Origin of the sequence: Crossiella cryophila (assembly GCF_014204915.1) — a bacterium.
In the GTDB taxonomy this organism is placed as follows: domain Bacteria; phylum Actinomycetota; class Actinomycetes; order Mycobacteriales; family Pseudonocardiaceae; genus Crossiella; species Crossiella cryophila.
In genome coordinates this window covers 4,693,145-4,705,931 of record NZ_JACHMH010000001.1, presented here as the reverse complement: position 1 = coordinate 4,705,931, position 12,787 = coordinate 4,693,145, and the positions used below count along the sequence as shown (strand labels likewise).

The window sequence follows — 12,787 nt, the reverse complement described above, 5'->3', positions numbered from 1 at the left end:
AATGGGCGTTGTGAGAAAGATGTCCACATGCCCGTTGTCCGGCGTCATCTCGCGCTGGGAGCCGCGCTCGCGGTTCTCGGCGCGCTTGTCACCCCGGTGTCCGCGACCGCCGCTCCGGCGGACCGGCAGGACGCGTTCACGGCCGCCGCCACCGAGTTCGGCGTGCCGCCGAGTGTGTTGCTCGGCGTCTCGTACCTCCAGTCGCGCTGGGATGCCAACGCGGGGGAACCGAGCCGCGGTGCGGGCTTCGGGCCCATGCACCTCACCGACGCGCGGGGCCTCGGCGTCGCCCCGGACACCCACCACGGGGACGGCGCCGAGGACCCGCGCGGGGACACCGCCCGGCCACTCCGGCTGCCCGAACCCGCACCGGCCGGGGCCTCCCCCGCCGGACTACAGACCCTGGACCTGGCCGCGCGGCTGACCGGGGCCGAACCGGCGAGGTTGCGCTCGGATCCGGCGGTCAACATCCGCGGTGGCGCGGCCGTGCTGGCACAGTACCAGCGGGAGTTACGCGGCGGCGGCGCGGCCGGGGACTGGTACGGGGCGGTGGCCAGGTACAGCGGGGCCACCGACACCGCGACCGCCCGCCGGTTCGCCGACGACGTGTTCGAGTTGCTGCGCACCGGCGCGGACCGGGTCACCGACGACGGCCACCGGGTCCGGCTGACCGCCGATCCCGGCATCAGCCCGCGAGTGTCCCAAGTGGACGGTCTCGGCCTGCGCGCGCCGAAGCCCGCGGCCACCGAATGCCCGAGGAACCTGGGCTGTGAATGGATTCCGGCCCCGTACGAGCACTTCGACCCGACCAAACCGGGCAGCTACGGCAACCACGACCAGGCCGACCGGCCGCGCGATCTGAAGATCAAGTACATCATCGTGCACGACACCGAGGGCTACTACGACACCACGCTGCGGCTGGTGCAGAACCCGAAGTACGTGAGCTGGCAGTACACCCTGCGCTCGGTCGACGGCCACGTGGCCCAGCACGTCAAGGCCGAGGACGTGGCCTGGCAGGCCGGGAACTGGTACATCAACTCGCACTCCATCGGCCTGGAGCACGAGGGTTTCGCGGCCAAGGGCACCTGGTACACCGAGGCGATGTACCGCTCCTCGGCGCGGCTGGTGCGCTACCTGGCGCACAAGTACGACATCCCCCTGGACCGCGGGCACATCCTGGGTCACGACAACGTGCCCGGCACCACCCCGGCCACCGTGCGCGGCATGCACTGGGACCCGGGCCCCTACTGGGACTGGGCGCACTACTTCGACCTGCTCGGCGCGCCCTTCCAGACCAGCACCGGACCATGGGCCGGGATCGTCACCATCAAACCGGACTACGCCACCCACCACCCGGCGATGTACGGCTGTGACAGCGCCAAACCCGCCGACCCCTGCCCGGTCCGCGGCACCACCTCGGTGTTCCTGCACACCGAACCCAGCGCGGACGCCCCACTGGTCAAGGACCCAGGGCTGCGGCCGGACGGCAGCAACAGCACCCGGCACGTCAGCGACTACGGCGGCCGGGTGGACACCGGACAGCGCTTCGCGGTGGCCGAACGGCGCGGCGAGTGGACCGCGATCTGGTACCTGGGCCAGAAAGCCTGGTTCCACAACCCGCGATCCAAGCCGACCGCGGTGAACAGCACCGGCTACACCGTCACCCCGCGCCCCGGCCTGACCGAGGTCCCGGTGTTCGGCCGGGCCTACCCGGAGGAAGCCGCCTACGAAGGCACCGGCGTGCCCTATCAGCCGATCGCGCCGTTGCAGTACAGCATGCGCGCCGGGGAGAAGTACGTGCTCGCCGAGCACAACGTCTCCACCGACTACTACTTCGCGCAGAACTGGGAGGGTCCGCGGACCGTGGTGCGCGGCAAGGACAAGTACTACCAGGTGTTCTTCGGGCACCGGGCGTTCTTCGTGAAGGCCGCGGACGTCCGGCTCAGCCCGAGCTGGTAGTCCCGGTGGCACCCGGCGGAGGCGTCCCTCACCGCCTCCGCCGGGTCCACGCCCCCTCAGCGGTACCTGGCTCAGCCGTATTTGACCGTGATGTCGCCGGAGTCGGTGGACGCGGAGATCGTGCGCGGGCTGCCCGCCTCCTGGGTGACCGCGACCTCCCGCTTGCCCGAGTCGGCCTTGGTGGTCACCTGGTATCCGGCGGGCTCCTTGGGCACCGTGATGGTGACGGCGCCGCTGCCGGCCTGGGTCAGCACGGTGGTCGGCGCGGCGGCGAAGGCGGCCTCGATGTCACCGGAGTCCGTGCGCAGCTCGGCCTTGGGCGAACGCGCGCCGGAGGTGGTGACCTTGCCCGAGCCGGTGCGCGCCCACAGCGCGGCCACCGGGTTGTCCGCGCGCACGTCCCCGGAGTCGGTTTCCAGGCGCAGGTCGCCCTTGACGTCGGCGACCACGACCGTGCCGGAGTTGGTCTTGAGCTGCACCGCGATCGAGGCGGGCACGGTGATCACGTAGTCGATCCCGCAGTTGTTCGGACAGGTCGGCGGGGTGATCCGCAGCGTCTCCCCCGACCACTCCTCGTGCGCGATGGGCTTGGTGCTGGCCCACTCCAGCTTCCTGGTGACGCTGACCTTGCCGTCCCCACCGGCCCGGACCTCGACGTCCCCGCTGTACAGGGTCACCTCCAGCTTGGTGACCTTCTGCTCGAAATCCTGCTGCTGGGTCTCCCGGTTGCGCGCGACCAGCGAGCACCCCGACAACAGCACGGCGCCAGTGAGCAGCGCCGCCCCCACCTTGAACATCCTCATGCGGGCAACCGTAGTGACCACCGGGCGCGCGCACGATCGGGTCACCACCTCCGGTGGGGGTAGGGCTAGCCCCACCCCCACCGGGTGACTCACGGAGCCGACGGACCCACGTCGGCCTTCTGCAGCGGCTTGCGGGCCACCGAACCACCGAACTCGTCCGCGCCCACGTCCAGCTTGCCGCTGCGCTCGTGCGGGTCGAAGTCGTTGGTGACAAAGGAATAGCTGCCAGCCCCGGCGTCGATGGCCGGGCTGCCCGAGCTGAGTCGCTTGAGCCCGTTGGCGTCGGTGACCAGCTTCGGGTCGACGTTGCGGTAGCCGCCCGAGGGCATGCCCGCGCCGGCGCCGTAGGCGATGTTGCCCTCGTACTTGACCGTGGACCCGGCGCGCATGTTCACCAGCGAACCGGAGCTGCCCACGATGATGTTGTTGGCCAGCACGCAGTCCTTGGGCAGGAAGTCGCCGCCGTCGCTGTCCACCACCGAGCTGGTGCCCAGCAGGGTGTTGTAGGCGACGACGACCCGGTCCGGCCGGTCGTGCCCGGTGCTGGTCGGCGAGCTGTCCGCCTCCGAGCCCTTGCCGAAGACCAGCGCGCGTCCACCGGTGGCCGCCACGTAGTTGTTGATGATCTTGTGGTCGTTGCCGTGGAAGCGGATGCCGGTGTTGCCCAGCAGCAGGTTGCCCTCCACCAGGTTGCGGTGGCCGTGCCGCAGCACGATGTAGCCCTTGCTGTCCCGGATGGTGTTGTACCGGATGGTGTTGTCCGATGCCTTCACCGAGATCGCCTCGGGGTCGCCGTTGGCCTTCTCGAACAGGTTGTGCTCGATGACCGCGTTGGCCGAGTAGCTCTGCTTGTGGCTGAAGCCCAGGCGGATCGACTCACCGCCGTTGGCCCCGGCGAAGGTGTGATTGTAGAAGTAGTTGTGGTGCACCTTGGTGCGCTTGGCGACGTTGTCGCTCGGCCCGGCGATCTGCAGGAAGACCCCGGCGGTGCTGCGGTTCTGGAAGGTGTTGCGGTCGATCTCCACGTCGTTTCCGTTGATGTTGACCCAGTTCCCGTCACCGGCGAACTGGATCGTGTTGCGGCTCAACCGGATGTGGTGCGCCCCGGTCGGCACGGACAGCGAACCGCCGTGCCGCAGGGAGAATCCGTTCAGCGTCACGTAACTGACGTTGTCGAAGGCGAACCCGGTGGACCCGGTGATGACCGCCTTGCCAACGTTTGCCGCGCTGACCGTGATCGGCGCGGACGCGGTGCCGGAACGGCGGACGGTGATGGCACCGGTGGCGTTGTAACTGCCGTCGGCCAGTTCGATCCGGTCGCCCGGTTTGGCCGAGTTGAGCGCGTTCTGCAGGGCGGACAGGCTGTTCACCCGCACCACTTCGGCGCCGGTGGACCCGGCCGTCGCGGCAGACGGCAGGGTGAGGACGATAGCGGCGGCCAGAACAGGCAGCAGCATGGCGGTTCGTTGCTTCATGTGCCAGCTCTCCAGTGAGACGGCGCGGCGGTGAGCACACGCTAGGTACACATCCGATGTTTAGTCAAGAACCCTGCCGAAGTCCGTTGATCATGGATGTGAACAGCCAGGTCAGGGACTCGGGACTATTTGACATCGTCGAAACGCGATGTTTCCCTGCGCGGGCCGCCCGCCGGGGAGGCGGCTGTTCGCAAGGAGATTGTCATATGCGGGGCATGCGATTTTTCACGGTTTCCGAGCTGACCACTCGGGCAAACGTGGCAGAACGCACTATTCGGGAGTACCGGACCAAGGGATTACTGCCGCCGGTGCCTATGATCAATGGCCGGCTGCGCTTTGGTGACGAACACCTCACCGCGATCCGGCGCATCTCCGAATACCAGCGAGAGGGCCTCAACCTGGCCGCGATCCGGCGACTCATGGCCGAAGCGGCGCACACCCCGCTGACCGGCCTGCTCCAGGAATTCCACCGGCTGCACCGGGCCGGCAGCGCGGCCGCGCGCCCGCTGGTCGACCACGGCGTCGTGCTGATCACCGGGGACGGGGTGCGGCCGGGGGCGTCCGCGCTGCTCACCGCGGTGGCCCGGCTGGAGCGGATCGGCGTGCCGTACCGGGCGGGGCTGCTCTTCCTGGCTGAACTGTTTGCGCCACTGGGCTTCCAGCCGGAATCACTCACCACCGCACTGGACGGCCTGCGCCGCGCGGTGCCTGCGACCGGTCCCGGACTGCTGAGTCACCAGGTGGTGCACGCGGTGATCGGCGAGGTGGTCGGTCTGCGGCTGCACCGGCTACTCGGCCGCTGCTCCTGTCCGGACTCCGGCGGGAACTCATGCCGGTCCTAGTCGATTCCGGAAACCGCGCGCATGCTGAATTCATGAACCTCAGGAAAGCGATGGCGTTCGGCGTCATCACACTGGCGGCCGCCACGTTGTTCGCACCGTCGGCAATGGCGAACCAGAACACCGGCACCGTGAACTATCCGGGCGGCAATCGCCTGGAGGTGGATCCAGTCCTTCTCCTGGAGTGGCTGCGGTGACTGGAAGACCTCGGCGAAAATGATCGGGAACAACCCGAAGAACGCGGCCTGGATCAAGAACAGGGCCACCTTCACCGCCACCGGCATCGGCGCCAACTCCGAGGCGGTGGCGCACGTGCCCAAGTACGGCACGCCGCGCAGCGCGATCGCGCGGGTCTGAGCCGATGCCCGGCCGGCCGGTGGTGCTGAGGTGGCTGCCGGTGGCGGTCGCGCTGGCGGTGGCCCTGGCCACGCTGTACTGGCCCACCGGCCCGCCTGCCCCGCTGTCCCCGCTCGCCCGCCAGCTCGAAGGGCTGCGCGCGGACAACGGGCTCTTCTACCGCCCAGCCCTGGCCACCTCGGCCGCGCCCAGCCTGTCCGAGACGGCCTACGCCGACCAGGTGCTGGCACTGGCCGGACAACGCCCGCCCGCACTCGCCCCCGGCGCGGTGCCCCGGCCGAGCTGACCGGCCCGGCGGTGTGGAACCGCTGGTACCTCAACCGGATCGGGCATGCCACCGGTGTCCCCGCCGGCGCCCCGGACCCGGAGCGGATCCGCGCCGCGGTCCAGCCCGGCGGCTACCTCGAGGATGGCGCGGCGGAGGACTGGAGCAGGCTGGCCACCACCGCCGCCGGGCTGGAAGTCCTGTCCGACAACGACATCCGGGTCGACCAGGCCACCCGGCAGCGGATCTCCGGCTGGCTGGACGCCCGCGCCGCCGAGCTGACCAACCCCTATCAGGCGTGCACGCTGCGCGCCGCCACCAGGGCACTCGGCCTGGCCGACCCGGCCGCGATCCGGGCCCAGGCCGGCCTCGGCGACGACGACCGGCTGCTGGTGACCGGGGTCGACGAACTGGCGGGACGGGCCGAACTGGATCCGGCGACGCTGGCCAAGGCCGCGCTGACCCGCCGCGCCACCGGCCAGTCCGACAGCGCCCTGGACCGGCGCGCGCTGATCGCCCTGTCCGGCGCGGTGCCGGCGGAGATCACCAAGGAGGCCGCCACGCGCTGGGTGAACCTGCGGCAGCTCCAGATCAGGCTCGCGCCGGACCTCCCGCTGCCGCGACTGACCGACTGGCGGCCGACGAACCGGGCGGAGCGGCTCACCGCCTGGCGGCTGCTCGGCCTCACCAGCGACGCGGCGCCACCGCGCCTGCGCGCCGAACTGGCCACCCTGCCCGGACTGCTGACGCGGGAAGCGGGCGCGCTCAGCCTGCGTGAGCTGCGCGCCGGAGTGGAGTCGTTGCGCCGCAACAACATCCCGGCGCCCACTACCGCGATCGCGCGAGCCGTGACCGCGACCTGTCCGCCACCGCCGACGCGCTGTGGCTGACCGCCAACCCCTGATCGGCAGCGAACTGTGCTCAGACTCGACCGGATCGTGCGCGTACATGTGCGCCAAGGCATCCGCACCACCGTGCTGGACGAGGTGTCCCTGCACGTGGCCGCCGGGGAGCTGGTCGCGCTGCGCGGCGCGTCCGGCTCCGGCAAGACCACCCTGCTCGCGGTGGCCGGACTGCTGGCCCGCCCGGACGCAGGCACGGTGCGGCTGGCCGGGCAGGACACCCGGGAGCTGAGCGAGGCGCGGCTGGCCAGGATGCGGCGGGAGGAGCTGGGTTTCGTGTTCCAGTCCGGCCACCTGCTGCCGCACCTGAGCGCGGTGCGCAACGTCGCGCTGGCCGTGCCCGGTCCGGCCGCCGCCGCGACCGCGCGGGCCGAACAGGCACTGGCCGGACTGGGTCTGCACCCGCGGCGGCATCACCTCCCCGGGCTGCTCTCCGGTGGTGAGGCGCAACGGGTGGCCCTGGCCAGGGCGCTGGTCAACCGGCCGTCGCTGCTGCTGGCCGACGAACCCACCGGCAACCTCGACCCGGCCACCGGAGGGGTCGTGCTGGACCACCTGCGCGCGGCGGCCGAACTCGGCTGCGCGGTGCTGGTGGTCACCCACTCCGACACCGTCGCCGCCGCGGCCGACCGCCGCCTGCACCTGGCCGAGGGCCGGTTAACCGAGGGAGCCCGATGACCCACCGCACCCTGCTGATCGCCTGGCGCAACCTGCGGCAGTACCGCGGCCGCCTCACCCCGCTGATCCTGGTGACCGTGCTGGGCTGTCTGCTCGCCCTGCTCGCCGCCGGTCTGGTCGGCCGGGCGGCGGAGCGGACCAGGGCCGGGATCGCCGAAGGCCCGGCCCTCCGCACCATCGAACTGCGCGCCACACCCGAACGAACCGACACCCTGGCCCTGACCAGCGGAAACCTCGACAAGCTGCGCGGAGTGGAGAATCTCGGCGCGGTCGAGCCCACCCTCCAGGCCGCCTTCGGCATCAAGACCGACACCGTGCCCGGCGAGCTGCTCTACGCCACCGTGCCCCAGGACTCGCGGCGACCGCCGGTGACCGCGAGCACCCGGCCCGAGCTTTTCCCGTTGCGGGACAACGAGGTCGTGCTGCCCGCCCGCATCCAGGGCACCGGGCTGGAGGTCACCGCCACCCGGCAGGTCGCCCCAGGGCAGGGCGAGCCGCTCACCGAGCGGATCCAGGTGGCCGGGCTCTACGATCCGGCCTACGCCGATCCCGCGCTGACGGTCCGCCTGGCCGCGGCCAAGGCCGGTGTGCCCGAGGCGGACTTCCTTTCCCAGCAAGGATATTCCTCGGCGAACGTGCTGGTGGCCCAGGCCGATGAGGTGCCGGCCGCGCTGGAACTGTTGTCCACCTTCGCCTATCTCGTACTGGCCCTGCTGCTGGCGTTCAGCCTGTTCTCCGGCCTGACCCTGGCCGGTTCGTTCGTGCGCGGCCGGACCAGGGAGATCGGCGTGCTCAAGGCGATCGGCTTCCCCCGCCGCCGGATCCTGGCCCTGCTGCTGACCGAACTGGCCATCGCCGGGCTGCTCGCCGGGGCGGCGGGCGTGCTGCTGGGCAACCTCGCGGTCGCCGCCGCCACCGCCGGCCTCGGCGGCCGCACCCTGCTCGGCGCACTCCGCCCGGCCATCCGGGCCGCAGCCCTGCCGCCCGAACGCGCCCTGCGGGAGTGGTGACCACGCGCCGGATCGCCGCACTGGGCCTGGCCGTGCTGCTGCTGGCCGGTTGCGCCCGCCCGCTGAGCACCGACTGGGCCGCGGCAGGCTCGTTCGTCGTGGTCCGGGACGGCGACCGGAAACTATTGGTCGGCCTGGACACCGCCACCGCCCAGGCCCTGCCGCTGGCCAGACTGCCCGGCACCGCCGCCCCGGACCGGCCACTGGACACCGCGCTGCTCACGGTCGCCGCCCGCCCCCTGATCCTCTCCGGCCTCGACGACGGCCTCGGCGCGGAGGTGCTGGAACTGGACCGCACCGGCCGAACCCTCCGTCCACTGAGGACAGTCCCGGCCGCCCAATACCCGACCGCCCTGGACCAGGGCCTGCTCGGGATCGGCCGCACCGTCCGCACCTACCACGCGCCCGACCTCGACCAGCTGACCGAGGACACCTGGCCCGAGGTGATCACCACCGGCGACGGCCGCTGCCTGGCAGGCACCACCCCGAACCGCACCGGCACGTTCCGCCGCGGCGCGGGAGTTCCGGTCCCACTGGGCCGCGGCGACCTGCCGGTGTCGATCTCCTGCCTGCCCGGCCTGGCCCGGCTGAGCCTGGTCCGCGACGGCGAGATCGGGGCGCCGGGCCGGACCGTGCTGGTGCGCGGATCCACCGCGCCCCAACCCTTCGAGACCGGCCCCGACCCGCGTGCCGTGCGGCTGATCAGCGCTGGCCTGGCCGCGGTGGACGTCGCCAAGGACGAGGGCAGGGCGATCCGGCTGATCGAACTGCCCGGCGAGACCATGACCTACCTGTCCCGGCTCGGCTAGCGGCGGTCCGGGTTCCTGATCGGTTGTCCCTGGAACCAGGTCGACAACATCGACCGGCATCCCTGGGATGAGGGGGTGAGTCCAGCGACGTTCACCGGCTACAACAGCATCATGCCCACCGAACGCGAGCCGAGCCCGGGAGAGCGCGATGATCGCCTCGGGCCCGGCTGGAGTTCCTCGGCGTTCTTCCACCCGTGGGCGGCCGGGCCGCCGTCGCCGAAGTACCGGTGGTCGATGTTCGACACCGCCGCCCAGGCGATCGGCGACCTGGCCCGCTGCCTGGACGACGGGGAGGCGGGCGAACGCGGCCCCCAGGCCGCGACCCTGCTGCGGGCCCTCAGGCGGCCACGCGACCTGGTGGTGCACCTCGACGCCAGCTGGGTGTGCGTCGTCTACCAGGTCGACCGCGGGGCGCACCTGACCGATGTGGCCGACGCGGTCTTCGCCCAGTGGCGGCAGCACTGGTTCGCCCGCCGCTTCGAGTTCCTCAACGCCAACCGCCCCGTGATCTGCTAGCGGCGGGTGTAGGTCTTGCGGTCGGCCAGTCGCTCCGGCTCCCCCGGCGGGGTGAACAGCAGGTCGATCACCTGCCGGTCCGGCGTCTCGAACCGGATGACCGTACGCATCCGGATGGTCTTGCCGATGTAGGCGTCGCCCAGCACGCCCTGGTCCACGAACTCACCCGTCATGTTCAGCTCGGCCGAGCCGTTGTCGGAGGGGCCGTGGTAGCTCATCATGGCCGCGTTGAGCGCGTCGATGGTGACGAACTCGTACTGCTTGGCCATGTTCGCGTGCGCCAGCCAGCCGAGCCGGTAGTACGGGCCGCCGTTGAAGGTGCCGGTCAGCTCCTCCTGGAGGTGGCGGCCGCCGGTGCCCTCCACCCAGCGGCGGGTGCCCTTGACGTCCTTGGCCACCAACGGTTTCTCCGGGGTGCCGCCGGCGATGAAGGTGCGCATCTCCACCTCCCACTCACCGATGAGCGGTTGCAGGCGCTGGTGTGCCGGGCCGGGCAGGCCGTTGCGGACCAGGGTGGGCACCTCGGGGCTGGCCGGGGCGGAGGCGCAGGAGGCGAGCAGGGTCAGGGTCAGTGCGACGGTGGTCGCGAGAAGTCTGGTGAGCACGGGGGAAGTCTGTGATCGGCGGTCAGCCGGAACAACAGTCGATCATCAATGGTTCCGATTAGCCGGGCTAATCGATCGGCGAGTACTCGGCGGCCAGGTCCACGAAGGCCCGGACCTCGGCCGAGTCCTGTTGCCACACCGGGACGGCCAGCATCGGCGGCAGGTCCCTGATCGGCACCGCGACCAGGCCGGGGAACGGCATCCGGTCCAGCACCCCGGCCACCGAGCAGTGCAGGCCGATGCCGCGGGCGACCAGGATCAGCGCGTCGTCGACCAGCATGCTGGTCTTGCCGGTCAGCGTGCACAGGTCATCGGAGGTCTGTGGGATCGGGCGGCCGGAGGGGGTGACCACCGGGGTCCAGGCGGCCCGGTGCGCGGGCGGCGCGGAGTTGGTGGGGTTGCACAGCAGGTGCCCGGCCAGGTCCTCGACGCAGATGGACTCGCCGCGGGCCAGTGGGTGATCGGCCGGGGTGACCAGTGCCCGTGCATGTTTGGCCAGCACCGGTCCGACGCCGAGTCCGGTGTCCCGCAACAGTTCCGGGTCACCCGGGGACCAGGTGAGCACCACCTGCGCGCCGGCGAAGACCGGCAGCAGGTCCGGGCCGATCTCGGTGGCGTTGAGCCGGATCGCGCACCGCGGGTGCCTGGCCTCGAAGGCCCGCACCAGTCCGGTGACGAAGTCCAGGCCCATCGACGGGTGATAACCCACCCGCAGCGTGCCGTTGACCCCGCGCGCGAGCACCTGGCACGCGCGCAGGGTGCTCAGCAGCTGCTCGTGCCCGGCCCTGGCGCCGGTGAGGAACTCCTCGCCCAGCCCGGTGAGCCGGACCGAGCGGCTGGTCCGCTCGAACAGCGTGCCGCCGATCTCCCGCTCCAGGGCCCGGATCGTCTGGCTCACCCGCCCCTGGGTCAGGTGCAGGCGAGCCGCGGTGCGGCCGAAGTGGAGTTCCTCGGCCAGCACCAGGAAAGCCTCGATCTCGCGTAACTCCATCAGTCCATCGTGACCACGACCCGGCCGACGGAGTCGCCGTCGGCGAGTCGTTGCAGGCCAGCTGGCGCCTCGGCCAGTGGCAGCCGCTCGCCGACCAGCGGGTCGAGCAGGCCCTGATCGGCCAGTGCGGCCAGTTCCAGGCTCGCCTGGCGGACCGAGGCCGGGTCCTTGTGCGTGTACAGGCCCCAGTGCAGGCCCAGCAGCGAGTAGTTCTTGACCAGGGCGTGGTTCATCGCCGCGCTGGGGATCTCGCCGCTGGCGAAGCCGACGATGACGATCCGGCCCTCGAAGGCGATGACCTTGGTGGAGGCGCGGAAGGAGTCGCCGCCGACCGGGTCGTAGACCACGTCCACGCCGCGGCCGCCGGTGAACTCCTTCACCGTGGCGATCACGTCCTCCTGCTTGCGGTCGATCACCAGGTCCGCGCCCAGCTGCTTGGCCACCTCGGCCTTGCGCGCGCCGCCGACCACGCCGATCACCGTGGCGCCCGCTGCCTTGCCCAGCTGGATGGCCGCGCTGCCGACCCCGCCTGCGGCCGCGTGCACGAGCAGGGTCTCGCCCTCGGCCAGCTCCGCCCGGCGGCGCAGGCCGAACCAGCCGGTCTGGTAGGCGATGTGGAACCCGGCGGCCTGCGCGTCGTCGAGGGACTCCGGCGCCGGGATCACCTCGTTCGCGTTGACTGTGACGTATTCGGCAAGTCCGCCGTTGGGCGGCGCGGGGGTGGCGATGACGCGATCGCCGACCGACCAGCCGGTCGCGCCCTCACCGAGCGCGACCACTTCACCGCAAAGCTCGACCCCCGGTGTGAACGGCAGTGGCGGGCGAACCTGGTACTGACCACGGCAGATCAGCACGTCCGGGAAGTTCAGCGCGGTCGCCCGGACCTTCACCAGCAGCTGGCCGGGGCCTGCCACCGGGTCCGGAACCTCGTCCAGCTTGAGCACATCCCGCGGCTCGCCCAGCTCGTGCACCCGCCATGCCCGCACTACACACCTCCACGCACCGTGATCGGTCAGCCCCCATCGTGTCATGTCTGCACGACACGCAAAACACGGCCATATTGGGCGCGCTTGCGCGGGGGACCCCTACATGTAGTATCCGTTCCGCTGATGGTTCACCGGGCACGCAAACGCCCGGTGAGGCAACAGGGAACCCGGTGCGACTCCGGGACTGCCCCGCAGCGGTGAGTGGGAACGACCGCCGTCACCGGCCGAGCGATCGAGCCGGTACAGCACTGGACGCCACGGTCCGGGAAGCGACGGCCAGTAGGAGACCGGCCTCGGCCGGCACGCCCACGAGTCCGAAGACCTGCCGTCAGCGGGCGCACCGACGGTGTGCCCGGTTCGCGGTCTCGTGGGAAGGCCGAGCGGACGACTGAGCGGCGTACCAGCGCCCCGGTCGGCCCTCGCCTGCCTCTGACTCCGCGGCCCATCGGCGCCGACGCTCGCGAGGAGAGACGACCTGTATGACCGCATCGCCTGCGAGCTGTAGCGAGCCTCAGAGCTAACGCCTCACCAAGCTTCCCCAGCGACGGCAACCGAACCCGCACCCGGGTGCTCGGTCGCCCGGCGCTGCCCT

15 protein-coding genes and 1 riboswitch are annotated in these 12,787 nt (G+C 71.2%); of the genes, 10 read left to right on the top strand and 5 right to left on the bottom strand.

What is annotated here, in order from left to right; all coding sequences use genetic code 11:
- The first annotated feature begins 27 nt into the window (after positions 1 to 27).
- Positions 28 to 1,959 (top strand): N-acetylmuramoyl-L-alanine amidase, encoded by a 1,932-nt coding sequence (locus tag HNR67_RS21080; protein WP_185003961.1) that lies wholly within the window; start codon positions 28 to 30, stop codon positions 1,957 to 1,959.
- Positions 1,960 to 2,030: 71 nt separating this feature from the next.
- Here the strand turns inward: HNR67_RS21080 and HNR67_RS21075 are convergent, their stop codons facing one another.
- Together HNR67_RS21075 and HNR67_RS21070 are read right to left on the bottom strand one after the other, a co-directional pair.
- Positions 2,031 to 2,762, bottom strand: a complete 732-nt coding sequence (locus HNR67_RS21075) for a DUF4097 family beta strand repeat-containing protein (RefSeq protein ID WP_185003960.1) — start codon at positions 2,760 to 2,762, stop codon at positions 2,031 to 2,033.
- Between the two features lie 89 nt (positions 2,763 to 2,851).
- Positions 2,852 to 4,237, bottom strand: a complete 1,386-nt coding sequence (locus tag HNR67_RS21070) for a polysaccharide lyase 6 family protein (protein WP_246492561.1) — start codon at positions 4,235 to 4,237, stop codon at positions 2,852 to 2,854.
- Positions 4,238 to 4,293: 56 nt separating this feature from the next.
- On the opposite strand from HNR67_RS21070, the gene HNR67_RS21065 reads away from it, so the two are divergent.
- The 9 genes from HNR67_RS21065 to HNR67_RS21025 all read left to right on the top strand — a co-directional run bounded on the left by HNR67_RS21065 (position 4,294) and on the right by HNR67_RS21025 (position 9,613).
- Positions 4,294 to 5,079, top strand: coding sequence for a MerR family transcriptional regulator (locus tag HNR67_RS21065; RefSeq protein WP_312987733.1), 786 nt, complete (start codon positions 4,294 to 4,296; stop codon positions 5,077 to 5,079).
- Positions 5,080 to 5,111: 32 nt separating this feature from the next.
- On the top strand, positions 5,112 to 5,273 hold the full coding sequence (locus HNR67_RS21060) for a hypothetical protein (RefSeq protein ID WP_185003958.1): 162 nt from the start codon (positions 5,112 to 5,114) through the stop codon (positions 5,271 to 5,273).
- A 19-nt stretch (positions 5,274 to 5,292) separates the two neighbouring features.
- The gene (locus tag HNR67_RS21055) at positions 5,293 to 5,433 is read left to right on the top strand and encodes a hypothetical protein (RefSeq protein WP_185003957.1); all 141 of its coding nucleotides are present in this window, start codon (positions 5,293 to 5,295) and stop codon (positions 5,431 to 5,433) included.
- Positions 5,434 to 5,437: 4 nt separating this feature from the next.
- Positions 5,438 to 5,719: a hypothetical protein gene (locus HNR67_RS21050; RefSeq protein ID WP_185003956.1), complete on the top strand. Its 282-nt coding sequence runs from the start codon at positions 5,438 to 5,440 to the stop codon at positions 5,717 to 5,719.
- An 11-nt stretch (positions 5,720 to 5,730) separates the two neighbouring features.
- On the top strand, positions 5,731 to 6,588 hold the full coding sequence (locus tag HNR67_RS21045) for a hypothetical protein (protein ID WP_185003955.1): 858 nt from the start codon (positions 5,731 to 5,733) through the stop codon (positions 6,586 to 6,588).
- Between the two features lie 27 nt (positions 6,589 to 6,615).
- On the top strand, positions 6,616 to 7,278 hold the full coding sequence (locus HNR67_RS21040; protein WP_185003954.1) for an ABC transporter ATP-binding protein: 663 nt from the start codon (positions 6,616 to 6,618) through the stop codon (positions 7,276 to 7,278).
- The gene (locus tag HNR67_RS21035; protein WP_185003953.1) at positions 7,275 to 8,288 is read left to right on the top strand and encodes an FtsX-like permease family protein; all 1,014 of its coding nucleotides are present in this window, start codon (positions 7,275 to 7,277) and stop codon (positions 8,286 to 8,288) included. Before HNR67_RS21040 ends, HNR67_RS21035 begins: the two co-directional genes overlap by 4 nt.
- Positions 8,285 to 9,097 carry a hypothetical protein gene (locus HNR67_RS21030; RefSeq protein WP_185003952.1) on the top strand — a complete coding sequence of 271 codons (813 nt, stop codon included), beginning with the start codon at positions 8,285 to 8,287 and terminating at the stop codon, positions 9,095 to 9,097. Before HNR67_RS21035 ends, HNR67_RS21030 begins: the two co-directional genes overlap by 4 nt.
- A gap of 75 nt (positions 9,098 to 9,172) precedes the next feature.
- Positions 9,173 to 9,613 (top strand): hypothetical protein, encoded by a 441-nt coding sequence (locus HNR67_RS21025; protein WP_185003951.1) that lies wholly within the window; start codon positions 9,173 to 9,175, stop codon positions 9,611 to 9,613.
- Here the strand turns inward: HNR67_RS21025 and HNR67_RS21020 are convergent.
- From HNR67_RS21020 to HNR67_RS21010, 3 genes are all read right to left on the bottom strand, one after another.
- Positions 9,610 to 10,218, bottom strand: coding sequence for a DUF1579 family protein (locus HNR67_RS21020; RefSeq protein ID WP_185003950.1), 609 nt, complete (start codon positions 10,216 to 10,218; stop codon positions 9,610 to 9,612). The genes HNR67_RS21025 and HNR67_RS21020 overlap by 4 nt on opposite strands.
- Before the next feature lie 67 nt (positions 10,219 to 10,285).
- Positions 10,286 to 11,209, bottom strand: coding sequence for a LysR family transcriptional regulator (locus tag HNR67_RS21015; protein ID WP_185003949.1), 924 nt, complete (start codon positions 11,207 to 11,209; stop codon positions 10,286 to 10,288).
- Entirely contained in the window at positions 11,209 to 12,195 is a 987-nt protein-coding gene (locus HNR67_RS21010; RefSeq protein WP_185003948.1) for an NADPH:quinone oxidoreductase family protein, read from the bottom strand. Before HNR67_RS21010 ends, HNR67_RS21015 begins: the two co-directional genes overlap by 1 nt.
- Positions 12,196 to 12,302: 107 nt before the next feature.
- A riboswitch (cobalamin riboswitch) is annotated at positions 12,303 to 12,539 on the top strand.
- The last annotated feature ends 248 nt before the right edge of the window (positions 12,540 to 12,787 follow it).